At 62.1% G+C, this 19,732-nt stretch carries 28 protein-coding genes, 1 tRNA gene and 1 pseudogene; 15 read left to right on the forward strand and 15 right to left on the reverse strand.

Annotation, left to right across the window (positions count from 1 at the left end; all coding sequences use genetic code 11):
* Window positions 1-106: 106 nt before the first annotated feature.
* Window positions 107-457: a hypothetical protein gene (locus BLR26_RS18785; protein WP_093383941.1), complete on the reverse strand. Its 351-nt coding sequence runs from the start codon at window positions 455-457 to the stop codon at window positions 107-109.
* Between the two features lie 158 nt (window positions 458-615).
* Between BLR26_RS18785 and BLR26_RS18790 the strand changes: the two genes are divergently transcribed.
* The 8 genes from BLR26_RS18790 to csrA all read left to right on the forward strand — a co-directional run bounded on the left by BLR26_RS18790 (window position 616) and on the right by csrA (window position 6,343).
* Entirely contained in the window at window positions 616-918 is a 303-nt protein-coding gene (locus BLR26_RS18790) for a DUF1883 domain-containing protein (protein WP_038995738.1), read from the forward strand.
* 4 nt (window positions 919-922) lie between these two features.
* Window positions 923-1,093 carry a hypothetical protein gene (locus BLR26_RS27340; protein ID WP_093383944.1) on the forward strand — a complete coding sequence of 57 codons (171 nt, stop codon included), beginning with the start codon at window positions 923-925 and terminating at the stop codon, window positions 1,091-1,093.
* A gap of 29 nt (window positions 1,094-1,122) precedes the next feature.
* Entirely contained in the window at window positions 1,123-2,196 is a 1,074-nt protein-coding gene (locus BLR26_RS18800; RefSeq protein ID WP_093383947.1) for an NAD(P)H-dependent flavin oxidoreductase, read from the forward strand.
* 82 nt (window positions 2,197-2,278) lie between these two features.
* On the forward strand, window positions 2,279-3,037 hold the full coding sequence (gene modA / locus BLR26_RS18805) for a molybdate ABC transporter substrate-binding protein (RefSeq protein WP_093383950.1): 759 nt from the start codon (window positions 2,279-2,281) through the stop codon (window positions 3,035-3,037).
* Window positions 3,037-3,717, forward strand: a complete 681-nt coding sequence (gene modB, locus BLR26_RS18810; RefSeq protein WP_045196720.1) for a molybdate ABC transporter permease subunit — start codon at window positions 3,037-3,039, stop codon at window positions 3,715-3,717. The genes modA and modB overlap by 1 nt, the downstream gene beginning before the upstream one ends.
* Window positions 3,718-3,719: 2 nt before the next feature.
* Complete coding sequence (modC, locus tag BLR26_RS18815) at window positions 3,720-4,808, forward strand: molybdenum ABC transporter ATP-binding protein (RefSeq protein ID WP_093383953.1); 1,089 nt, start codon at window positions 3,720-3,722, stop codon at window positions 4,806-4,808.
* Window positions 4,809-4,850: 42 nt separating this feature from the next.
* On the forward strand, window positions 4,851-5,864 hold the full coding sequence (locus BLR26_RS18820) for a DNA topoisomerase IB (protein ID WP_093383956.1): 1,014 nt from the start codon (window positions 4,851-4,853) through the stop codon (window positions 5,862-5,864).
* 281 nt (window positions 5,865-6,145) lie between these two features.
* Window positions 6,146-6,343 (forward strand): carbon storage regulator CsrA, encoded by a 198-nt coding sequence (gene csrA / locus BLR26_RS18825; RefSeq protein ID WP_010223936.1) that lies wholly within the window; start codon window positions 6,146-6,148, stop codon window positions 6,341-6,343.
* Window positions 6,344-6,421: 78 nt separating this feature from the next.
* Here the strand turns inward: csrA and BLR26_RS18830 are convergent, their stop codons facing one another.
* From BLR26_RS18830 to BLR26_RS18845, 4 genes are all read right to left on the reverse strand, one after another.
* Complete coding sequence (locus tag BLR26_RS18830) at window positions 6,422-6,793, reverse strand: response regulator (RefSeq protein ID WP_045196714.1); 372 nt, start codon at window positions 6,791-6,793, stop codon at window positions 6,422-6,424.
* 19 nt (window positions 6,794-6,812) lie between these two features.
* The gene (locus tag BLR26_RS18835; protein ID WP_093387576.1) at window positions 6,813-8,258 is read right to left on the reverse strand and encodes an ATPase domain-containing protein; all 1,446 of its coding nucleotides are present in this window, start codon (window positions 8,256-8,258) and stop codon (window positions 6,813-6,815) included.
* 1 nt (window position 8,259) lies between these two features.
* Window positions 8,260-9,420: a two-component system sensor histidine kinase NtrB gene (locus tag BLR26_RS18840; protein ID WP_045196712.1), complete on the reverse strand. Its 1,161-nt coding sequence runs from the start codon at window positions 9,418-9,420 to the stop codon at window positions 8,260-8,262.
* An 80-nt stretch (window positions 9,421-9,500) separates the two neighbouring features.
* Window positions 9,501-9,782 (reverse strand): hypothetical protein, encoded by a 282-nt coding sequence (locus BLR26_RS18845; RefSeq protein ID WP_093383961.1) that lies wholly within the window; start codon window positions 9,780-9,782, stop codon window positions 9,501-9,503.
* A gap of 138 nt (window positions 9,783-9,920) precedes the next feature.
* On the opposite strand from BLR26_RS18845, the gene BLR26_RS18850 reads away from it, so the two are divergent.
* Window positions 9,921-10,115 (forward strand): hypothetical protein, encoded by a 195-nt coding sequence (locus BLR26_RS18850; protein WP_045196707.1) that lies wholly within the window; start codon window positions 9,921-9,923, stop codon window positions 10,113-10,115.
* Here the strand turns inward: BLR26_RS18850 and BLR26_RS18855 are convergent.
* Window positions 10,109-10,870, reverse strand: coding sequence for an AraC family transcriptional regulator (locus tag BLR26_RS18855; protein ID WP_093383966.1), 762 nt, complete (start codon window positions 10,868-10,870; stop codon window positions 10,109-10,111). The two genes, BLR26_RS18850 and BLR26_RS18855, sit on opposite strands and share 7 nt — an antisense overlap.
* 108 nt (window positions 10,871-10,978) lie before the next feature.
* On the opposite strand from BLR26_RS18855, the gene BLR26_RS18860 reads away from it, so the two are divergent.
* The 3 genes from BLR26_RS18860 (at window position 10,979) to BLR26_RS18870 (ending at window position 12,513) form a co-directional block, all read left to right on the forward strand.
* On the forward strand, window positions 10,979-11,767 hold the full coding sequence (locus tag BLR26_RS18860) for a sulfite exporter TauE/SafE family protein (protein WP_093383971.1): 789 nt from the start codon (window positions 10,979-10,981) through the stop codon (window positions 11,765-11,767).
* Window positions 11,768-11,870: 103 nt separating this feature from the next.
* Window positions 11,871-11,955: transfer RNA gene (locus BLR26_RS18865), tRNA-Leu, on the forward strand.
* A gap of 144 nt (window positions 11,956-12,099) precedes the next feature.
* Window positions 12,100-12,513 carry a DoxX family protein gene (locus tag BLR26_RS18870; protein ID WP_045196701.1) on the forward strand — a complete coding sequence of 138 codons (414 nt, stop codon included), beginning with the start codon at window positions 12,100-12,102 and terminating at the stop codon, window positions 12,511-12,513.
* A gap of 39 nt (window positions 12,514-12,552) precedes the next feature.
* Here the strand turns inward: BLR26_RS18870 and BLR26_RS18875 are convergent, their stop codons facing one another.
* Complete coding sequence (locus tag BLR26_RS18875; protein ID WP_093383976.1) at window positions 12,553-12,756, reverse strand: hypothetical protein; 204 nt, start codon at window positions 12,754-12,756, stop codon at window positions 12,553-12,555.
* Between the two features lie 123 nt (window positions 12,757-12,879).
* On the opposite strand from BLR26_RS18875, the gene BLR26_RS18880 reads away from it, so the two are divergent.
* A complete protein-coding gene (locus BLR26_RS18880) occupies window positions 12,880-13,122 on the forward strand; it encodes a hypothetical protein (protein ID WP_093383979.1) in 243 nt (80 codons plus the stop codon).
* A gap of 73 nt (window positions 13,123-13,195) precedes the next feature.
* Window positions 13,196-13,861 (forward strand): SOS response-associated peptidase family protein, encoded by a 666-nt coding sequence (locus BLR26_RS18885; protein ID WP_093383984.1) that lies wholly within the window; start codon window positions 13,196-13,198, stop codon window positions 13,859-13,861.
* Here BLR26_RS18885 and BLR26_RS18890 read toward each other — a convergent pair.
* Together BLR26_RS18890 and BLR26_RS18895 are read right to left on the reverse strand one after the other, a co-directional pair.
* On the reverse strand, window positions 13,825-14,157 hold the full coding sequence (locus BLR26_RS18890) for a hypothetical protein (protein ID WP_045196693.1): 333 nt from the start codon (window positions 14,155-14,157) through the stop codon (window positions 13,825-13,827). The two genes, BLR26_RS18885 and BLR26_RS18890, sit on opposite strands and share 37 nt — an antisense overlap.
* 127 nt (window positions 14,158-14,284) lie before the next feature.
* Entirely contained in the window at window positions 14,285-14,572 is a 288-nt protein-coding gene (locus BLR26_RS18895) for a hypothetical protein (protein ID WP_093383989.1), read from the reverse strand.
* 155 nt (window positions 14,573-14,727) lie between these two features.
* On the opposite strand from BLR26_RS18895, the gene BLR26_RS18900 reads away from it, so the two are divergent.
* Complete coding sequence (locus tag BLR26_RS18900; protein ID WP_045196688.1) at window positions 14,728-15,198, forward strand: hemerythrin domain-containing protein; 471 nt, start codon at window positions 14,728-14,730, stop codon at window positions 15,196-15,198.
* Window positions 15,199-15,234: 36 nt separating this feature from the next.
* On the opposite strand, the gene BLR26_RS18905 is transcribed toward BLR26_RS18900, so the two are convergent.
* The 6 genes and pseudogenes from BLR26_RS18905 to BLR26_RS18930 all read right to left on the reverse strand — a co-directional run bounded on the left by BLR26_RS18905 (window position 15,235) and on the right by BLR26_RS18930 (window position 19,658).
* On the reverse strand, window positions 15,235-16,821 hold the full coding sequence (locus BLR26_RS18905) for a sensor domain-containing diguanylate cyclase (RefSeq protein WP_093383994.1): 1,587 nt from the start codon (window positions 16,819-16,821) through the stop codon (window positions 15,235-15,237).
* A 182-nt stretch (window positions 16,822-17,003) separates the two neighbouring features.
* Entirely contained in the window at window positions 17,004-17,360 is a 357-nt protein-coding gene (locus BLR26_RS18910) for an I78 family peptidase inhibitor (protein WP_093383999.1), read from the reverse strand.
* A gap of 62 nt (window positions 17,361-17,422) precedes the next feature.
* Window positions 17,423-17,855 (reverse strand): annotated as a pseudogene (locus tag BLR26_RS18915) (GNAT family N-acetyltransferase).
* 28 nt (window positions 17,856-17,883) lie between these two features.
* The gene (locus BLR26_RS18920) at window positions 17,884-18,078 is read right to left on the reverse strand and encodes a hypothetical protein (RefSeq protein WP_093387579.1); all 195 of its coding nucleotides are present in this window, start codon (window positions 18,076-18,078) and stop codon (window positions 17,884-17,886) included.
* Between the two features lie 193 nt (window positions 18,079-18,271).
* On the reverse strand, window positions 18,272-18,700 hold the full coding sequence (locus tag BLR26_RS18925; RefSeq protein ID WP_045196679.1) for a hypothetical protein: 429 nt from the start codon (window positions 18,698-18,700) through the stop codon (window positions 18,272-18,274).
* Window positions 18,701-18,806: 106 nt separating this feature from the next.
* A complete protein-coding gene (locus tag BLR26_RS18930) occupies window positions 18,807-19,658 on the reverse strand; it encodes a phage tail protein (RefSeq protein ID WP_256326743.1) in 852 nt (283 codons plus the stop codon).
* Window positions 19,659-19,732: the final 74 nt, after the last annotated feature.

Below are 19,732 nucleotides of genomic sequence, written 5' to 3' on the forward strand. Positions count from 1 at the left end.
CTTAGGCTTAATAAGTATAAGCCTATGAATAGTAGGCCTATACGCCGCAAGCTACAACGCAGAAAGATGGCTAGATGCCAGCTGAATCGATTAGCCGAAAAAGGATTTAGCCCGAGATGCAGCGCGTCGCTGCCGTCTTCACATCACCCAGGCGCAGCGGGAAGTTGTTCAGGCGCTCATACAGCTTGATGCTGCTACCGCTACCGCGCTTGTCGATATCCACCAGCGCCGCCGGGCCGCCGCCGACCTTTTGCGGCACCACCAGGCGCAGACCGTCGTGGCGTTCTTCCACGGTCAGTTGCCCGCGCGACTCGGTCAATTGCTGCTGCACGCAGTCCGCGTATTCCTGGGGTTTTTTGCCAGAAATCACATTGAGGGTTTCCGGGCTGTGCTCCAGCTCCGACACACTCACACAGCCACCCAGCGTTACTGCCAACGCTGCTACGACCCACTTCATCAAGCACACCTCCACCACGGAAAAAGAATAAGACCGCGCGCAGACCATTTTGCTCCCTTGATTGGCAGTTTTATCCTGGGCCTGGCACGAAGGCCGACAGTGTAACCGACATCATGGTATCGTTTTGATTTGCTGACAGATCCAATGCGGAGTGCAACATGAAATTCGTACACCAGCGCGAGCACCTCAACGAGGATGACATCGTGGTCATTCATTGCTCCCAGCGCTGCAATATCCGCCTGATGAACGATGCCAACTTCCGCAGCTTCAAGAACGGCGGCCGTCACACCTACCACGGCGGCGCCTTTGTCGACTTCCCGGCGAAGATCACCGTGCCCAGCACCGGTTTCTGGAACATCACCATCGACACCGTCGGCCCGCGCGCCCTGTCGGCAGTGACCAAGCCAACCTTCACCCATACCATCAAGTTCATTCGCCGTTCGTCGTCGAAGCTGAGATAAGCCCATGAGCCAGACCACCAAGTTCGTGATCAAGTACAAGATCGATGGCGAGCAACGATTCGACTTCGCCCAGATGATCAGCGATGCGCCTGAGCACGTGCAGGCAGCGCTGCAACAATTGCACGGCGAAGACGCCAAGAAAATCACTGATATCAAGGTGAGCAAAGCGCTGTAACACCCTCCTCAGCACAAGGAACCCCAGGCATGCGCCAATGGCCGGACACCCGTCTCCTCGATCTGCTCGGCATCGAGCTGCCGATCCTTCAGGCGCCAATGGCCGGCTCCACCGGTTCAGCCATGGCCATTGCCGTAAGCAACGCCGGCGGCCTGGGTTCGCTGCCGTGTGCCACCTTGAGCCTGGATCAGATCCGCGCCGAGTTGCAGGCCTTCAACGAGGCCAGCAACGGCCCGCTCAACCTCAACTTCTTCTGCCACCAGCCGCCGCAGCCGGACCCTGAGCGCGATGCGGCCTGGAAGCAGGCGCTCAAGCCGTATTACCTGGAGCTGGGCGCCGACTTCGATGCGCCCACACCGGTGTCCAACCGCGCGCCCTTCGACGACGCCAGCTGCCAGCTGGTCGAGCACTACAAGCCGGCCGTGGTCAGCTTCCACTTCGGCCTGCCCGAAGCCAGCCTGCTCAAGCGGGTCAAGGCCACGGGCGCCAAGGTGCTGTCCAGTGCCACCACCGTGGATGAAGCGCTGTGGCTGGAAGATCACGGCTGCGACGCAATCATCGCCATGGGCTATGAAGCCGGCGGCCACCGCGGGATGTTCCTCAGCAGCAACCTCACTACCCAGGTCGGCACCCTGGCGCTGGTGCCGCAGATTGTCGATGCTGTGAAGGTGCCGGTGATTGCCGCGGGCGGCATTGGCGACCACCGCGGCATCGTCGCCGCCCTGGCGCTGGGCGCTTCGGCGGTGCAACTGGGCACCGCTTACCTGTTCTGCCCTGAGGCCAAGGTCTCGGCGGCTCATCGCCAGGCGCTGCACAGCGCCAAGGAAAGCGACACGGCGCTGACCAACCTGTTCACCGGGCGCCCGGCGCGTGGTATCAACACGCGCATCATGCGCGAGCTGGGGCCGATGAGCGAGCTGGCACCGCGCTTTCCCCTGGCCGGCGGTGCGCTGATGCCGCTGCGGGCCATCAGCGAGCCAAAGGGCAACAGCGATTTCAGCAACCTCTGGGCAGGCCAGGCGCTGCGTCTGGGCCAGGCCCTGGCGGCCGGTGAACTGACCCGCACACTGGCACAAAACGCCCTCGCCCAGCTCAAACGCTGAAGCAGTACTTCCCGTTGGTCGGGCATTCGCTATATATTCACCTATATAACGACTACCCCCTCAGCCTGTGGAGCTGTTTTTCATGAGTAAGTGCGCACCTCGTTTTGCCCTGGCCGCCCTGGCCACCTTCATGACCTTCAACAGCGCCTGGGCCGATGAGGTACAGGTAGCCGTCGCCGCCAACTTCACCGCGCCGATCCAGGCGATTGCCAAGGATTTCGAGAAGGACACCGGCCACAAGCTGGTGGCCGCCTACGGCGCCACCGGCCAGTTCTACGCGCAGATCAAGAACGGCGCACCGTTCGAAGTGTTCCTTGCCGCCGACGACAGCACCCCGGAAAAGCTCGAGAACGAAGGCGACACCGTCAAGGGCTCACGCTTCACCTACGCCATTGGCACCCTGGCACTGTGGTCGGCCAAGGAAGGCTATGTCGATGGCAAGGGTGATGTGCTGAAAAAGAATGAGTTCAAGCACCTGTCGATTGCCAACCCGAAAGCTGCGCCCTACGGCCTGGCCGCTACCCAGGTACTGAGCAAGCTGCAGCTGACCGAGGCCACCAAGGGCAAGATCGTCGAAGGCCAGAACATTACCCAGGCGTACCAGTTCGTCTCCACCGGCAATGCCGAACTGGGCTTTGTCGCCCTGTCGCAGATCTACAAGGACGGCAAGGTCAGCAGCGGCTCGGCCTGGATCGTGCCGTCCAACCTGCACGAGCCGATCAAGCAGGACGCGGTGATTCTCAACAAAGGCAAGGACAACGCCGCGGCCAAAGCCCTGGTTGAATACCTCAAGGGCCCGAAAGCCGCAGCCGTGATCAAATCCTACGGTTACGAAATCTGATGCCACTGGATGCCAGCGACCTCGGCGCCATCTGGCTGACCTTCAAACTGGCCAGCCTGACCACGCTGATTCTGTTGCTGATTGGTACCCCCATCGCCTGGTGGCTGGCGCGCACGCGCTCATGGCTGCGCGGGCCGGTGGGCGCGGTGGTGGCCCTGCCGCTGGTGCTGCCACCGACGGTGATCGGCTTTTACCTGTTGCTGGCTTTGGGGCCCAACGGCTGGATCGGCCAGACCACCCAGGCGCTGGGGCTGGGCACCGTGGTGTTCAGCTTCAGCGGCCTGGTGATCGGTTCGGTGGTGTATTCGATGCCCTTCGTCGTACAGCCGCTGCAAAACGCCTTCAGCGCCATCGGTGAACGCCCGCTGGAAGTGGCCGCGACCCTGCGTGCCAGCCCCTGGGACACCTTCGTCCATGTGGTATTGCCCCTGGCCCGGCCAGGCTTTATCACTGCCAGCATCCTCGGCTTTGCCCATACCGTCGGTGAGTTCGGCGTGGTGCTGATGATCGGCGGCAATATTCCCGACAAGACCCGGGTGGTCTCGGTGCAGATCTTCGACCACGTCGAAGCCATGGAGTACCTGCAGGCCCACTGGCTGGCCGGGGCCATGCTGGTATTCTCTTTCCTCGTGCTGCTGGCGCTGTACTCCAGCCGCCGGGGCAAATCGGCCTGGAGCTGAGCATGGCAGCGATGATTCACGCCCGATTGAAACTGGACCGCGGCGACTTCAGCCTGGATGTCGACCTGCAACTGCCCGGGCGCGGCATCAGTGCGCTGTTCGGCCATTCAGGCTCCGGCAAGACCACCTGCCTGCGCTGCCTGGCCGGGCTGGAACGGGCCCCCGAAGCCTACATCGAGGTCAATGGCGAGATCTGGCAGGACTCGCGCCGCGAATATTTCATTGCCCCGCACCAGCGCCCGATCGGTTACGTGTTCCAGGAGGCCAGCCTGTTCGCGCACCTGTCGGTGCGCGCCAACCTGACCTTCGGCTACAAGCGCATCCCCGCCCAGCAGCGCAAGGTCAGCCTCGAGCAGGCCTGCGAACTGCTCGGCATCGAGCACCTGCTGCAGCGCAAGCCAGCCACCCTGTCCGGCGGCGAAGCCCAGCGTGTGGGCATTGCCCGGGCGCTGCTGAGCAGCCCGCAACTGCTGTTGATGGACGAGCCGCTGGCAGCCCTCGACGGCCCGCGCAAGCGCGAGATCCTGCCCTACCTCGAGCGCCTGCACAGCGAGCTGGAGATTCCGCTGGTCTACGTCAGCCACGCCCAGGATGAAGTGGCACGGCTGGCCGATCACCTGGTGCTGCTTGAGCAGGGCAAGGTCCAGGCCAGCGGGCCGATTGCCGCCACCCTCGCGCGCCTCGACCTGCCGCTGGCCCAGGGCGACGACGCCGGGGTGATCATCGAAGGCCAGGTCAGCGCCTACAGCAGCGACTATCAGTTGCTCAGCCTGCAACTGCCGCACAGCCACCTGCAATTGCGCGTGGCCCACGAACCACTGGCCGTGGGCATGCCGCTGCGCTTGAAGGTGCAGGCGCGGGACGTCAGCCTGAGCCTTGGCGCCGACCAGCAATCGAGCATCCTCAATCGCCTGCCGGTGACCGTCAGCGGCCATCGCCCGGCCGACAACAGTGCCCACGTGCTGGTCAGCCTGGACGCCGCCGGCACCACCTTGCTGGCGCGCATCACCCGCTACTCCGCCGACCAGCTGCAGCTGCACGCCGGCCAGTCGCTGTGGGCACAGATAAAGTCGGTGGCACTGTTGGGTTGAGCTTGCGGTCCATAGTACAAACCCCGCAACCGGACCTGCGCCATGCCCGACACCGCCCTGCCCGCCGCCTTGCATTATGTCGATGACAGCCAGCCAGGCCTGCGGCGCAAAAGCCTGCGCGGCAAGTTCGCCTACTTCGATGGGCAAGGCGGGCGGGTCAAAGATCCGGCCACCCTCGCGCGGATCAAGGCCCTGGTGATCCCCCCGGCCTACACCGATGTGTGGATCTGCGCCGACCCGCAAGGCCACCTGCAGGCTACCGGCCGTGATGCCCGCGGGCGCAAGCAGTACCGCTACCATGCCGACTGGCGCAGTTACCGCGACAGCCACAAGTACGCGCGCATGCTGGACTTTGCCAGCCTGCTGCCCAAGCTGCGCCGGCAACTGGACAGCCACCTGGCGCGGCCGGGGCTTGATCGGCAAAAGGTCATGGCCCTGGTGGTGAGCCTGCTCGACAGCACCTTGATCCGCATCGGCAACCGCCAGTACGCCCGCGACAACAAGTCTTACGGGCTGACCACCCTGCGCACCCGTCACGTCAAGGTCGACGGCAGCGCCATCCGCTTTCAGTTTCGCGGCAAGAGCGGTATCGAGCATCAGGTGACGGTGAAGAACCGGCGCCTGGCCAACCTGATCAAACGCTGCATGGACCTGCCCGGCCAGGACCTGTTCCAGTACCAGGATGACCAGGGCCAGCGCCACAGCGTCGGTTCATCCGACGTCAACGCCTACCTGCAGGAGCTGACCGGCAGCGACTTCACCGCCAAGGATTACCGCACCTGGGCCGGCAGCGCCCTGGCCCTGAGCCTGTTGCGCCAGCTTGAATGGCAACCGGAGCAGGAGGCCAAACGTCAGATCGTCGAGACCGTCAGGCAGGTCGCCAGCCGCCTGGGCAACACCCCGGCGGTGTGCCGGCGCTGCTACATCCACCCGGCGCTGTTCGAGCATTTCACCCTCGGCGAGCTGGCCAAGCTGCCACGGGCGCGCACGCGCAAGGGGCTGGAGGCCGAGGAAGTGGCCCTGGCGCTGTTTCTGCAAAACCTGGCGGCCCCTTGAAAAGCCATTCAGCGAAACCCACCTTGGGTATCATGCAGAGAAATTTCCCATATTCCTTCAACCCCCCTATGCTTGCGGGTACGGGCAGCACTCGCTGCTTCGGAGTGCTCATCCAGCCAATCGGCACCTGCGACTAAAGACTCACTACAGAATCTGTGTTCGGGGGAATTAATATCCGCCGAAAGCGTCTTTAATGAAGGGAAAGAGGGATGCACCCCTGTGTGATCCCGGCTTCTGCGGGCCGCGCCCGCAAGGCAACTTACGTTACCAAGGAGATATACATGCTGATACTCACCCGCAAGGTTGGCGAAAGCATCGTCATCAACGATGACATCAAAGTCACCATTCTGGGCGTCAAAGGGATGCAAGTGAGGATCGGCATCGATGCACCGAAAGATGTTCAGGTGCACCGCGAAGAGATTTTCAAACGCATTCAGGCCGGTAGCCCGGCACCGGAAAAAGGAGGCGACGAGCACTAAGCAGCCCCCAACCGACTCAAGCCGCACGGATGCGCTTGATCCTGACACTGGCAACCCGCCCGGTTGCAGTCACAGGCCTCAAGGCGCCTCGGGCGTATCGACCAGTTCCTTCACTTTGGCAATCAGTTGCTCGATGTCGAAGGGTTTGTCGAACACGGCGGCGAACAGCCCGGGATTGTCCCGCCCCTTGTGAGCCTGCGCCCCGCTCATCAGTATGATCGGCAAGCCTTGCAAGAGTGGCTCTGCACGAATACTGACGGCCAACGCCTCGCCATCCATCACCGGCATCATGTAATCGGTGATCACCAACTCCACCCGCTTGCCTTTCAATACGTCCAGGGCCTTCTGCCCATTGCCGGCCAGCTCCACGTCGAAACCTTCGTCTTCCAGGGCCCAGCCGAGGATATTGGCGATCAGGTACTCGTCGTCGACAACCAGAATGGTGCTCATGCCGTTGCCACCCCCGGCCTCATGATCCAGGCACCTGCGAAGGCGTGCCGGACATCACCCCCGTGGCCTGGGTAAAGGCTTTTTGCAGGTCGATGCCATGGTCGCTGATGATCAGCTCCAGCAGGGCCGGGTCGTAATAGCTGTCGCGCACCTTGAGGATCGACAGCAAGCGCTTGAGCTCCGAGTCCATCTCGACAAAGCGCATCAACAGCAGGTTGTCGACAATGCTCGAAAGGTCCGGTGCCGGCGCGTTGATTTCCGAGCCGAAGATATCGCGCATCTCCCAAGTGGCCAGGACGCTGACGTCATGGGCCCGCAGCTCGCCGGTCAGGGCGCGGAAGAATTCATTCAGGCGCGTCGGGTTGCTGGCCAGGCGGGTGAACGCGCCGAGGCTGTCGATCAGCACGCGCTTGATGCTGTGCTGCTCGACCAGGCGCAACAAGCGCATGCCGACATCATCAAGCACGCCTTCGGTGGTCGGTTGCCAGGCAATGTGCAAGGCCCCGGCGCGCTCCATGGCGGCGAAGTCGTAGCCCAGGGCGCCGGCCTTGAGACGCAGGCGCTGCGGGGTTTCATAAAAGCCGAAATGCAGGCCGGGTTCTGCCGCTGTTGCCGCACCGAGAAAGCTCACGCCCAGTGAAGTCTTGCCGATGCCCGAGGGGCCCATCACCAGGGTCACCGAGGCGGCCGGCAGGCCGCCGCCGAGCAGGCGGTCGAACACCGGCACGCCGCTGGGAATGCGCATCAGTTCGCCCATGCCGTGCCCGCTGGGGTGGCTGTACAGTGATTCCAGGCGCGGGTAAACCTGCAGGCCGTGTTCGGTGATTTCGCATTCGTGAATACCCGACAATGCGCCACTGCCGCGGGTCTTGCGCAGCTGGATCCGGCGCACAGAGCGGCTGCCCAGCAGCTCGTCACCCAGCTCGATGACGCCATCGACCATGGTGTGTTCGGGGCTGCCGTCCTCCAGCCGCGAGCTGGTCAAGAACAGTACGGTGCAACCGGCGAAGGCGGCATGACCATGCAGCTCAGCGATAAATTTCTTGGTGTCCAGCGGCGTTTCCGCGCGCGAGCGGGCATTGAGCAGGCCGTCGACGATCAGCAGGCTGGCCTGGTGGCGGCTGATCTCGCCGCGCAGCAGTTTTACCACTTCATCCAGGCCCTCTTGCTCGAGGGTGTCGAAGGCGCTGACGAACTGCAGCTGCGCGCCGATTTTGCCGGGGTCGAAAAAGCTCAAGGTCGACAGGTACTGGAACAAACGCTCGTGGGATTCGCTGAGTAGCGTCGCCACCAGCACGCGCCCACCCTGGCTGACGTGATTGAAGGCCAGCTGGTTGGCGAGGATGGTCTTGCCCGAGCCAGGCCGGCCCTGGACGATGTAGGAAGCACCGACCACCAGCCCACCCTTGAGCAGTTCGTCGAGACCGGGAATACCGGTGGCCAGGCGTTTGAGTTGTTCCACGATGCTATGCACCTCCGCGTTCAGGGTCGGGGTTGGCGGTGTAGACCGGCAGGTAGACACTCATGCAGGTGCCCTTGCCCGCTTCACTGCTGACGCTGACCGTGCCGTTGCTCTGCTTGGCAAAACCATAGACCTGGCTCAGGCCCAGGCCGGTGCCCTTGCCAAAACTCTTGGTGGTGAAAAAAGGCTCGAAGATGCGCGGCAGTATCTTGCTGTCGATACCCCGGCCGGTGTCGCTGACACTGATGCAGACAAAGCGCCCGAGCAAGCCGTCGGGACGCCCCTGCAGCTCGCAGTTGCGCGCCTGCATGGTGATCGTCCCCTCGCCGTCGATGGCATCGCGGGCATTGAAGATCAGGTTGAGCAAGACCATCTGCAACTGCCCGGCGTCGACTTCGACATCCCACAGTTCGTCGGCCAGCAGCACCTGCAACTCCACCGAGACAGGCAAGGTCTGGCCAAGCAGCAGGCGTGTCGACTCGACCAGATCCGGTACCTTGATGCGGCCGAACTTCAGCGCCTTGTGGCGGGCGAAACTGAGCAGCTGCTGGGTCATCTGGCTGCCACGCTCGCCAGCGTCAAGGATGTGTTCGAGCAAGCGCCGGGTGCGCTGCGGGTCGCGGCTGTTGAGGGCCAGCCGCGCCGAGCCGATGATGATGGTCAAAAGGTTGTTGAAGTCGTGAGCCATGCCCCCGGTCAGCTGGCCGAGGGCTTCGAGCTTTTGCGACTGGAACAGCTGGGCTCGGACCTCATCGAGTTGCAGCGCCGCGTCACGGCGGTCGGTGATGTCGCGGGTGATCTTCGCCAGCCCGACCACCTCGCCGTCCGGCGACTTGATCACATCCAGCGCCACCAGCGCCCAGAACAGCGTGCCATCCTTGCGCTGGCGCCAGCCTTCATCCTGGGCGCCACCGGTGCTCAAAGCCCGTTCAAGCAGTCGGGCCGGCTTGCCATCGGCACAATCTTCGGGGGTGAAGAACATCGAGAAATGCTTGCCGATGACTTCTTCGGCGCGGTAGCCCTTGATCCGCTGGGCGCCTGCGTTCCAGGACACCACATGGCCTTCGAGGTCGAGCATGTAGATGGCGTAGTCAACCACGGTTTGCACCAGTTGCTCGAAGCGACTGGCGTGCATCACATGAAGTTCGGAGTCGGATGAGACCATGGCTGCCCCACGAAGCCGTAGATGGCTTGTCTGGATATGACAGCATACGCTGCAAGCGATTCCCTGCGCTGGTCTAAAACTTAGTCGGAATCTTGCGCCACTGCCAACCGCCGACGCGGCAACGCCAGCTGGCCCAGGTAGGCACAGGTCGCCAGTACACCGATACCGGCAGTCAGCGCCAGCCAGCGCTGGCTGGCATCAAGGCTGCTGTCGGCGCTGGTCATCAGCAGCAATACCCCCGCCCCCAGCAGGCTCAGGAACAAAAACGCGGCAGCCAGCCAGACCTTGGCGAACAGCACGCGCCAGTACCATTTGACGCGCGGTTTGCCGGTGACGGTTTCAGCTGCGGCGTGCTTGGCCACGTTCCCTTGCCTCTATTGGATCCAACATGAAACCCACAGTGGCGCAATGACAGCAAGGAGTCAATTGCTCTATAGTCGCCCCGCACTTAAGACCTGCCACCTACCTCGAGGGAACGACGCGTGGCCGCAGACTTACGAATGAAAGCCATACACGACGATTTGCAAGCGACCGCAGCCGATCTTGAGCGGGTCTCACGCGACCTGCGCGGGCATGTGTTGTACCTGCAGCATTCCGTCCACCAGGCCGATGCCGTTGAAGTGCTGGGCAGGATTGCCGGCCTGAAGACTTCGGTGGATGATTTGCGCGGCGTCGCCGATAGCATCCACTACTGATCGCGCAGACTGCGCGGCGTCTGCCCGAGGGTGCGGCGGAACATGCTGGAAAACGCCGCCGGGCTGTCGTAGCCAAGGTCCAGGGCAATTCGCGTGATCGCTTCGCCCTGGGCCAGCCGCGCCAGGGCCAGCAGCACACAGGCACGCTGGCGCCACTGGCTGAAGCTCATCCCGGTTTCGGCGCGAAACCAGCGCCCGAAAGTGCGCAGGCTGACATGCAGTTCACCCGCCCAATGCGCGGGTGACTGGTGCACATCAGGCGTGCGCAAAAAAGCCTGGCAACGCATGAGCAGCGCCGGGTCACGCGGCAGCGGTATGTGGAACGGCAGGCTGGCCGCGGCCCGCAGTTCATGCAGCAGCAGGTTGACCAGCGCCCCGTCCCTGCCCTGCTGGTCGTACTCCAGGTCCATCTCCACCGCCGCCAGCAACAACTGGCGCATCAGCGCTGAAACCTCCAGCACCTGGCACTCGCCCGTCAACATCAGCGCATCGGCTTCGATGTACAGGCTGCGGGTACTGACGCCGAGCATCAGCACCTCATGCTCCACCCCCGGGGCAATCCACACCGCCCGTTGCGGCGGCACGACCCAGTCGCCGGCCGACGTGCGTACCTGCATCACTCCGGTGGCACCATAGAGCAGTTGCGCGCGACGATGGCGATGGCGCGCCAGCAGGAAGCCGTCGGGATAATCAGTGCCAATGGCAACCACGGCGCGGGGCGTAGCATCGAGCAGATTGATCGAGACATTGTACATGGGGCAAGTCCGTGGCCGATTGGCGATCATTATTGACCGCTTTGCTCAAGCCGGCCAAATCACTGCTGGTTAACCTGTCGCTCCTGACCCGCAAAAGGACGACCTTCCATGCTTCTTGTACTCCTGGCCCTGTTCGGTTGCCTGAGCGGCATCACCACGGTGCTGTTCGGCTTTGGCGGCGGCTTCGTCGTCGTGCCGCTGTTGTATCACCTGCTGCGCATGAACCCGGCCACCACCGGCTCGGCCATGCAGATTGCCGTGGCTACCTCCACCTGCGTGATGATTGTCAGCGCCGCACTGGCCACCCTCAAGCATTGGCGTGCTGGCAACCTCAACCGTGAATTCCTGTGGCCATTGGCAGCGTATATCGCCCTCGGCGCGGTGATCGGCGCCGCCCTGGTGGGCGCCCTGGCCAGTGAATGGCTGCGCTGGGCGTTCATCCTCTACCTGGCATTTACCCTGCTCGACTGCCTGCTGCGCGAAGGCTTTGTCCACGGCCAGGCTTCAGCGCGCCCGCTCGGGCCCGTGAGAACCGTCACTTGCGGTGTGCTGATCGGCGGCATTGCCAGCGTGCTGGGGGTGGGCGGCAGCGTCATGAGCGTGCCGTTGCTGCGCCGCCGCGGGCTGGGCATGACCCAGGCCACCGCCATGGCCAGCCCGCTGACCTTGCCGGTAGCGCTGGCGGCGACGGCGACCTACCTGATCACCGCCAGTAGCGATTTCGGAGCGCGGTTTGTCGGTTATGTCGATCTGTCGGCGTTTGCCCTGCTGGCCTTCGGCGCCTGGCTCGGCACCCGGCTGGCGGCGCGCTGGATCGGCAGAATCGATGATCGCAAGCATGCGCAGGTCTATCTCGGGCTACTCGCCCTGGTGCTGTTGAGCATGCTCTGGAGTTAGCCTGGGGCGCCGTCCAGAGCCTTGCACGCGGTTGACTCGAATATAACGATGGGTTATAAAGCTCGCTTGATTGAGGGATCAAATGCATTTCCCTCGAGCCAGTGCGAGTGTGGTGGAATTGGTATACACAGCAGACTTAAAATCTGCCGGCGTGAGCCTTGCGGGTTCGAGTCCCGCCACTCGCACCATCTTCTGAAAAGGCGCCTTAGGGCGCCTTTTTGCTGCCTGAGATTTACCCAGGGCTGCCCTTATGCCTTTTTTGTGCAAGCCGGGCCGCAAAACCTTCCGGCAACTGCTAAGGTAAAATTGCCCAACAACAAAGGAAGGCCGCCATGCGCTACACCCTCTTCGACAACCAGCGCGACGTAATCATCCTGCTGGCGCGGATTCTGCTGATGATCCTCTTCGTCATGTCCGGCTGGAGCAAGCTCACTGGCTTCGAGGGCACGGTCGGCTACCTGGCATCGCTCGGCGCGCCAGCGCCTACAGTGGCAGCCGCGGTGGCGGTGATCATGGAGTTCTTCGTCGCCATCATCCTCATCCTCGGTTTCTACACCCGCCCACTGGCGTTCCTGTTTGCCCTGTTCGTGATCGGCACGGCACTGATCGGCCATCCGTTCTGGACCATGGTCGAGCCGGCCAAAGCAGCCAACACCGTGCAGTTCTTCAAGAACATGAGCATTGTCGGTGGCTTGCTGTTGCTCTCGGTCACCGGCGCCGGACGCTTCTCGCTGGACGGCCGCTAAACACGCCCTGCTTCCAGGTGCCGGCGGCTGCGCTGGTGCCTAGAGGTCGTCAAGGGTGTCGACGCCCTCGTCCCAGAATCCTTCGTCATCGCCTGCACAATCGCGGGCATCCTCGTCATCGTCATCCTGCGGATCGAACAGCGGATTGACCTCGTCCTGTGGCTCGTACTCGTCCTCGGCAAACTCATGGTCAAGCAGGTGATCATGTTCGGGCTCGTGAATGTCCAGATCGTCGTCGTTCATCTCGGGGTCCTGTAGCATCGGGAACGTGGGGGCGCCTGTATAAGCCGAGCTCGCCACGGCGTCAATATCAGCCCGTGCTGACAACCCGTGCTGAAAAGGGAAGCGTATTGCCAAGGAGCGACAGTGAAGTACCTGCTGATAGTCATCGCCAGCTATGGCGCAACATTCTTCGTGGTCGGCTCGGTCATCGAGGCCCGGCTGCATGACCTGGCCGAGAACCTGCGCTACCGCGAACGGGCCCCTACCAAGGCGCAGTACCTGCGCGAGGTGCGCGCCAGCGTGCAACGTTCGAAATTTGAGGCCAGCGCCTGGCTGGGCACCTTGCTGGCCCTGCTGCTGTCGCTGGCGGCCTGGTGGTTGAGCTGAGCGTCGGCGCCGCAAGCGTGCCCGGCGATTGCGTCTATCCTCCAGCGATAGGCCCCTCACGGAGCAACGCGCCATGTGCGGCAGGCTTTCTCAATACCGTGGCATTCACGACTTCGTCGACGCCCTGAGCATGCCAGGCGCCCTGGTCAACAACGTCGGCGATCAGGCACTGGGTCACTACAATGTGGCGCCGAGCACCCGCGTGGCGCTGTTGCACCTGCAGGCCGGTACCCTCCAGGCCGACTTGTTGCCCTGGGGCTGGCGCCCGCACTGGGCCAGGGACCGCGCAGCGCCGATCAATGCGCGCGTGGAGAAAGTCGCCCACGGCGCATTCTTTCGCGCCATCTGGCCACACCGGGCCATCGTGCCGATCGACAACTGGTTCGAATGGGTTGACCAAGGCGCAGCGAAAAAACAGCCTTACTTGATTCGCCGCAGCGATGGCCGCCCTGCCCTGTGCGCGGCCATCGGCCAGTTCAGTGGCGAGCATGCGGGGTTCGTGATCCTCACCGCAGACAGTGAAGGTGGCCTGCTCGACGTGCATGACCGCCGGCCGATCGTGCTGGCGCCGGCTGTCGCCCGGCAATGGCTGGACCCGGCCACCGCAGGCGAGCACGCCGAGCAGATGGCCTTGAACCTGGGCGAGCCGGCGGCGCGGTTCGAGTGGTACCCGGTCAGCGCGGCGGTCGGCAATGTGCGCAATCAGGGCGCCGAGTTGATCGATCGCAACCCGGCGTAAGCATTCATGGAAGGCAGTTCGTGAAGCTCGATGACTTCGGCGGCAATCGCCCGACAGCGTTTTACCCCCCAGACCATGGCCCGGGTCAGCGTAACTTCATCGAGACGGTCGTGATACTCCTCGACGACCGGTAAGCCGGCACTGGTATAAACCCCGAGAAACAACTGCGTACAACCACTACGCGAAAGCCGCGCCTTGACATCAAGGGTAATTCCGGACTCCAGCGATTCTTCATGCTCCTGGCTGTGCAGTTGGCAGTCTGCCCAAGCCCAGTAGTGCGCGCCTCTGTACCTCATTATTATTTTCCTTGGTGAGTCGGCAGCACACGAAAGATATATAAAAAAAGTATGAAACAGAAGAACTCAATTGGCTGTTAAACAGGGTGCAATAGCGCCAGTGGCTATAAAGCATCCGGCACAAGCTTCACGTCAGCGAGACATACCAGGCGCCAAACGCAAGCAGCCCTACCGCCTGCAAAATCAACAGCGTACCGGCCCCTGCAGGCTTGCCGGCGAGATACCAGTAAGTGCCGACCAGCGCCAGGCACAGGCCGTTGGTGACGCCCAGGGTAAACACTGCCAGCGCGCTACTAAGGCCGGGGAACTGGCCGCCGGGGTTGGCCAGCAAGAACACGAAAATAGCGCCGCCAATTAGCGCGACAACAATCGCCGCCCCGGCAAAAAAACGCTGTGGCAAGAAAGGGTCGTCCATGATCAGTCCGTGGTTGAGATAAGCCGAGCATCATACCCGTTGGCGAAACAGCGGTTAATGAGCAGTTGGGCAATCCGGTTGAATCCCTGGCGCCGGGCCGAGTCACTACTAACGCAAGGCCCCTTTTCAACCATCCGCTTTGCCGAGGATCCACCATGAATGCCATCGACCTGCTTAAAGCTGACCACAAGACCGTCAAGGCCCTTTTAACGCAACTGAGCGAGTCCACCGAGCGCGGGATAAAAAAACGTTCGGAACTGCTGGCCAAACTGGAGATGGAAGTGGCCGTGCATACCCGGCTTGAAGAGGAGATCCTCTACCCTGCCTACAAGAAAGCCGGGGCCAAGGAACAGGTGATCATGTACCACGAGGCCAAGGAAGAACACCGCACCGTCGACTCGTTGGTGCTGCCCGACCTGAAAGTCACCGACCCGGGTACACCCGAGTTTTCCGGGCGGGTGAAAGTGCTCAAGGAGTTGCTCGAGCACCACATCGAGGAAGAAGAAACCGAGATGTTCCCGCAAGCCAAGAAGCTGCTTGGCAAGGACGTGCTTGAGGCCATGGGCGAGCAGATGGAAATGATGAAAGCCCAATACCGCAAGGACATGGCCAAGCAGGCGGCGTGAGTTTATGTTGGTGGGTTAGTCACCAGGCTGCAGTGATCAGTCGTGGGCTAACGGTGCTGGCCGCTCACTCAAACCATCGATCAGGCACCAGCCATTGCGGCCTTTATCCTTGGCCTGGTATAGCGCCGAGTCGGCGGCGCCCATCAGGGTGTCGGCAGCTACCGGTTCCTTGACCGGGTAACCCAGGGCAATCCCGGCACTTGCCGTGACCCGCCCCGCCGGGCTTTGCACATGCTCGATCGCCAGCGAGCGGATGGCCTCGAGAATGTCTTCGACAATCCTGCTGGCCCCGGCAGCATCGGTGTTGGGCAGCAGCAGGGTGAACTCCTCGCCGCCGTAGCGCACGGCCAGATCACCCGGTCGCTTGAGGCTGCTTTGTATTGCCGCGCCCACCGCACGCAGGCAATCGTCACCGGCAGGATGGCCATAGTTGTCGTTGAAGCGCTTGAAGTAATCCAGGTCCATCATTACCAACGCCAACGGGTAGCGTTGGCGCTTGGCGCGGCGAATTTCTTCTGCCAGGGCCGTATCAAGGCGGCGTCGATTACCCAGCCCCGTGAGGCTGTCGCTCAAGGCCAGGTCGCGGACTGTTTGATGCGCACGGCGCAGCGCGGCCTCCATCACCATGCGCTCGCGCAATTGGCGCAGAACCAACGCGCCAAAGCCGCCCAACCCAACCAGCAGCAACAGCAGCACGACGGCGGTCTTGATCAGGTCCTCTCGCCAAGGGTCAATGATCGATGCCCTCGACAGCCCGGCCTCCACCACCAGCGGGTAGGCGTCCAGGGCCTTGTAGGCATATAGGCGTTGAGTGCCATCGACTACGGCCGTGGTTTCGACGACGCCTTCGGGGGCCTGCGGCAGGTAGTCCTGGAAGATCTCGCTATCGGCCAGGCTGCCGCCGATTACCCGCTGGACAAACGGCCGGCGAACCAGGATGGTGCCGTCGCGCTTGGCCAGTACCAAGGCGCCACGGTCATCGATCTTGAACGCGCCATAGAACTCGACGAAGTAATCAACCCTGACAGTCCCCAGCAGCACGCCGAAGAACGAGCCGTCGGGGTTGTTCAGGCGTCTGGAAATAGGAATGATCAGATCACCGGTCGAGCGGCTTTTGACCACCGCGCCGATGTAGACGCCGCGGTCGGTATGGGTGCGGTGATAGTCGAAATAATCGCGATCGGCGTTATTGGCATTGGTCGGTGTATCGCTCTTGTCGGTGACGATCCAGCGCCCGTCCGCGCCATACACGAACAACCCGTGCAACTGTGGCATCAACAAGGCTTGCTGCTTGAGCAGCCGGTGCAGCCGCGGGATGTTCATTCGGGTAAAACCGTCACCTTCAAGCCGCTCACCGAGCATCGCGGTAACCACATCGACCTGGCGGATCGCGTCTTCGGCATGCTGGGCGGTGGCGCTGGCAAGGTTGGTGACCGAATCATGGGCGCTGGCGAAAGCGTGCCGGTAGTCGCGCCAGATCCGCCAGCCCTCGATGGCGACGAACAGCAGCACGACCACCAGCATGAAGCTCAGGATCAAACGGAACAGCGGCGCTGAACGCCCTTCACGTGGCGAGAACGACTCGGCGGCTTCTTGCCCGTTCAGGTCATCGGATGGGTGCATACAGGTCCCTGCTCCATGAAACTCCCACCCCAGTGATAAACCACCTCCAGACCGACTGTTAATGCTTGCCGTTTAACATAGACCACCCAGGCCCGCGCACCTAGCGCCGCTGTGCAAAAAAGCGAATGAACATTCGAGGAAATCGGCCGCTTGCATGACCGTGGTGACCCGGCACTGCGGCACTAGCCGCAGAATGCCCCGTAGATCCGCTGCTGCTCGTTGACCTCAAGGTTCAGGCGGTCGGGAACGTAGCTCAGGTCGCGCCCAGGCGTCGACAACACGCGCACCGAACTCACCCCCGAAAGCACCTTGGCGACCAGCAGTACCTCCTTGCCCACTTCCTGACCAAAGAGGATCTGCAGCGGCTCTGACGAGCACTCCTGAAGGTCGCTGGTATAGGCACTGGAATCGTCGTTGAGGGTATCGGCGAGCTCGACTACAACGACGCGAAACACCAGCCAGCCGACCAGCACCAGGGCGAGCCCGAGGATAAGGGTGGGGAGTGCGTCAAGCACGCTGCGTGCTGCACTGTTGTCCATAAAAGAGCGCCTTGAAAGTCAGCTCAGACCGATCAGGCGAGCGCGAGTTCCCTGACCGCAATTCAAGCGCGAATGCGCTTGAAATACACCAGTTCCGGATCGTGCTCGTCGAGGTTCTCGATGACACCGCTGGGCACGAAGCCGGCCTTGAGAATGAGCTGGCGCGAAGCCAGGTTGGATTGATTGGTCGAGACAAACAGCTTTGCCGTAGTACAGGCGGCTTCGGCGGCGGCCAGGAGTCGGGAGGCGACACCCTGGCGTTGATGACCTGGCGCCACGACCACCAGGCTGACAAAGCCGTGGTCGAAGAAGTGATAGGTAAGTACGACGTAGCCGATCACCGCGCCCGCGCGCAACGCCACCCAACACTGCTGACTCTTCAAGGAAGCACTGACGCTCAGGGTGGCTGCTGGCGTAGGCATCGAACGCGAGCATTGTGCACACATCTTCAAACGTAGCCGGGCGAATCAGCGGCGTATCCTGCATTGTGTCCATGGGGCCTCCTGCCTGATGTTTGCGCTGCTCAGCGTGGGCCCAGCAATGCCGCGTTGGCCTGGCGCACCATCGCCACCCACTCCCCCGGGCTGACCCGGCCGGACTGTTCGAGCTGTTGCGCGGCCATCAACGCCCGGTCGTATTCAGCTTCCTGCAACCTGCCTTCCCCCAGGAAGCGGGCTCGCCATTCCACAATCGCCGCCATCCCTTTGTTCGTCTCCATCCCCGCCCCCAAGTGCACTGTAAACAGGTGTGCGACCGGGTCGCCACCTGAGCGGCGGCGAGATTACAGGAGAACAGTAGGCTTGAGAATGCTTCGTAATACCGTTTGTCGTCAAAATGGCATACGCGACGCCTACAGTTGGGCCCCGCCATTCCTCGGGCTGGGCCACTGCCATAGGGTCAATAGCTGGTGATTATTGCTTCGCTGGCGGACAGTCCGCTTGCAGAAAAACCATCGAATATGTGAAATGCCTGTCGAACGTAAAAGGGGCGGTACCCGGCGCTGTCCATTCGGCGTAGTTGCCCGTCATGGTGGTAGCACTGTCCAGGTTACCCATTGCCATGCTCGCGACATTGCCAATGTGAGAGATCGGAATACCGCCGTACCAGCGCACCTGTTTTTCATTCTGGAACCAGCCGCCATTCCAGTTCGGCTGACTGGTGGAGTACCAGGTGTGATCAGATTTGAGACAGACCGTCTGGACCGTCGCAGCAGCCCCACCTGGACTGGTGAACGTCGACACTCGCCAGAGGCCAGCAGGCGAGCTATCCGCGTGTGCCGCGCCAACAGAGCCTGTGGCAAGGCCGAACAACAGTGCAAAACGAGTAAAACTTCCCTTCATGATGTTTCTCCATGGAAATATGCGCTAGCGGGTTGAGCTGCAAACATTTGTGCGTACCTTTACGTCGTCGTGAAACAGCGCCAAGGCCTCAACCCGAGCAATCTATTCAGTATTTGATAAGTGCGAGCATTGCGATGTTGCGTGGGCGCGTGACACCCGAGTAGCCACGGTCCAGCCCCACCCCAGGCAACGGGAAGTTGTTGACCGCATCGGCGCCGCCGATGGTGACGGTTGCGTAGTCGTTGACCTCGTAGGGGTCGACACCCATTGCCACTTGCGAAGCCGCACCGGTTTTCAGTGAGGTGCAGGCACTCCAGACGCCATTGGCCTTGTTGTACTCGGTGGTGTCGTAGGTCTGCAGGGTGCCCTTCTGGCGCGAGCCGAACACGCGACCGGCGTCCACCCCTCTGCCGCCGTCAAAGCCACGGATGAACTCGCCACGCAAGTCGGGCAGCGTGAAGGTAGAGGTACCGTCGCCTTCGCCGTAAGTCGTGCCGATTGCGGCAAAGAGCGCCGCATAGGTGCAACGCGATACCGCTGCGCCATCGGCCTTGAGCCAACCGGCAGGAACGGCATTAGCCGCAGAATATTTAACATCACCCGGCGCAGCCCCCGAAGCGATGGAGATCTGCCCCAGGGTTACCGCGTGATGGCTACGGGTTGCGTTGGCGACCTGTTGCGCGCCGCCGTCACAGCTGAGCAATACCCAGCACAACGCGCCGCCGTTGAGCAAAGGACCAATGTGCGAAACCAGCGTGACGTTGCCGCCAGCAACGATCTCGTCACCCTGCAACAGGTGCCCGCCCAGGCCGTAGATCGGTGCTGCCGCCAGCCCGTCAGGGGCATAGGTGGCATCGGCAGGGTTGGTCATGCTGGCGCGAAAATACTGGACCACACCGTTGGTGGTGGGCAACGCGGCAAAAGGAAGAGAATTTGCAGCGGTGTAGATAATTGTCATCTGACATTCCTTGTTAGCTGACATGGAAAATGAATACGCATCGGCCGTGGTTCGCCCCACCCGGGGCACGTTCG

Origin of the sequence: Pseudomonas sp. UC 17F4 (genome assembly GCF_900101695.1) — a bacterium.
GTDB lineage: Bacteria > Pseudomonadota > Gammaproteobacteria > Pseudomonadales > Pseudomonadaceae > Aquipseudomonas.

What these genes read in the sequence shown, in the direction of transcription:
- BLR26_RS18850 (WP_045196707.1), top strand. Translation starts at nt 9,921, where the DNA reads ATGAAAGCCATACACGACGATTTGCAAGCGACCGCAGCCGATCTTGAG.
- BLR26_RS18885 (WP_093383984.1), top strand. Translation starts at nt 13,196, where the DNA reads ATGTGCGGCAGGCTTTCTCAATACCGTGGCATTCACGACTTCGTCGAC.
- modB (WP_045196720.1), top strand. Translation starts at nt 3,037, where the DNA reads ATGCCACTGGATGCCAGCGACCTCGGCGCCATCTGGCTGACCTTCAAA.
- modA (WP_093383950.1), top strand. Translation starts at nt 2,279, where the DNA reads ATGAGTAAGTGCGCACCTCGTTTTGCCCTGGCCGCCCTGGCCACCTTC.
- BLR26_RS18925 (WP_045196679.1), bottom strand. Translation starts at nt 18,700, where the DNA reads ATGAAGGGAAGTTTTACTCGTTTTGCACTGTTGTTCGGCCTTGCCACA.
- BLR26_RS18875 (WP_093383976.1), bottom strand. Translation starts at nt 12,756, where the DNA reads ATGAACGACGACGATCTGGACATTCACGAGCCCGAACATGATCACCTG.
- BLR26_RS18840 (WP_045196712.1), bottom strand. Translation starts at nt 9,420, where the DNA reads ATGGTCTCATCCGACTCCGAACTTCATGTGATGCACGCCAGTCGCTTC.
- BLR26_RS18860 (WP_093383971.1), top strand. Translation starts at nt 10,979, where the DNA reads ATGCTTCTTGTACTCCTGGCCCTGTTCGGTTGCCTGAGCGGCATCACC.
- BLR26_RS18800 (WP_093383947.1), top strand. Translation starts at nt 1,123, where the DNA reads ATGCGCCAATGGCCGGACACCCGTCTCCTCGATCTGCTCGGCATCGAG.
- csrA (WP_010223936.1), top strand. Translation starts at nt 6,146, where the DNA reads ATGCTGATACTCACCCGCAAGGTTGGCGAAAGCATCGTCATCAACGAT.
- BLR26_RS18855 (WP_093383966.1), bottom strand. Translation starts at nt 10,870, where the DNA reads ATGTACAATGTCTCGATCAATCTGCTCGATGCTACGCCCCGCGCCGTG.
- BLR26_RS18905 (WP_093383994.1), bottom strand. Translation starts at nt 16,821, where the DNA reads ATGCACCCATCCGATGACCTGAACGGGCAAGAAGCCGCCGAGTCGTTC.
- BLR26_RS18930 (WP_256326743.1), bottom strand. Translation starts at nt 19,658, where the DNA reads ATGACAATTATCTACACCGCTGCAAATTCTCTTCCTTTTGCCGCGTTG.
- BLR26_RS18790 (WP_038995738.1), top strand. Translation starts at nt 616, where the DNA reads ATGAAATTCGTACACCAGCGCGAGCACCTCAACGAGGATGACATCGTG.
- BLR26_RS18830 (WP_045196714.1), bottom strand. Translation starts at nt 6,793, where the DNA reads ATGAGCACCATTCTGGTTGTCGACGACGAGTACCTGATCGCCAATATC.
- BLR26_RS18890 (WP_045196693.1), bottom strand. Translation starts at nt 14,157, where the DNA reads ATGAGGTACAGAGGCGCGCACTACTGGGCTTGGGCAGACTGCCAACTG.
- modC (WP_093383953.1), top strand. Translation starts at nt 3,720, where the DNA reads ATGGCAGCGATGATTCACGCCCGATTGAAACTGGACCGCGGCGACTTC.
- BLR26_RS18895 (WP_093383989.1), bottom strand. Translation starts at nt 14,572, where the DNA reads ATGGACGACCCTTTCTTGCCACAGCGTTTTTTTGCCGGGGCGGCGATT.
- BLR26_RS18900 (WP_045196688.1), top strand. Translation starts at nt 14,728, where the DNA reads ATGAATGCCATCGACCTGCTTAAAGCTGACCACAAGACCGTCAAGGCC.
- BLR26_RS18870 (WP_045196701.1), top strand. Translation starts at nt 12,100, where the DNA reads ATGCGCTACACCCTCTTCGACAACCAGCGCGACGTAATCATCCTGCTG.
- BLR26_RS18910 (WP_093383999.1), bottom strand. Translation starts at nt 17,360, where the DNA reads ATGGACAACAGTGCAGCACGCAGCGTGCTTGACGCACTCCCCACCCTT.
- BLR26_RS27340 (WP_093383944.1), top strand. Translation starts at nt 923, where the DNA reads ATGAGCCAGACCACCAAGTTCGTGATCAAGTACAAGATCGATGGCGAG.
- BLR26_RS18920 (WP_093387579.1), bottom strand. Translation starts at nt 18,078, where the DNA reads ATGGAGACGAACAAAGGGATGGCGGCGATTGTGGAATGGCGAGCCCGC.
- BLR26_RS18820 (WP_093383956.1), top strand. Translation starts at nt 4,851, where the DNA reads ATGCCCGACACCGCCCTGCCCGCCGCCTTGCATTATGTCGATGACAGC.
- BLR26_RS18785 (WP_093383941.1), bottom strand. Translation starts at nt 457, where the DNA reads ATGAAGTGGGTCGTAGCAGCGTTGGCAGTAACGCTGGGTGGCTGTGTG.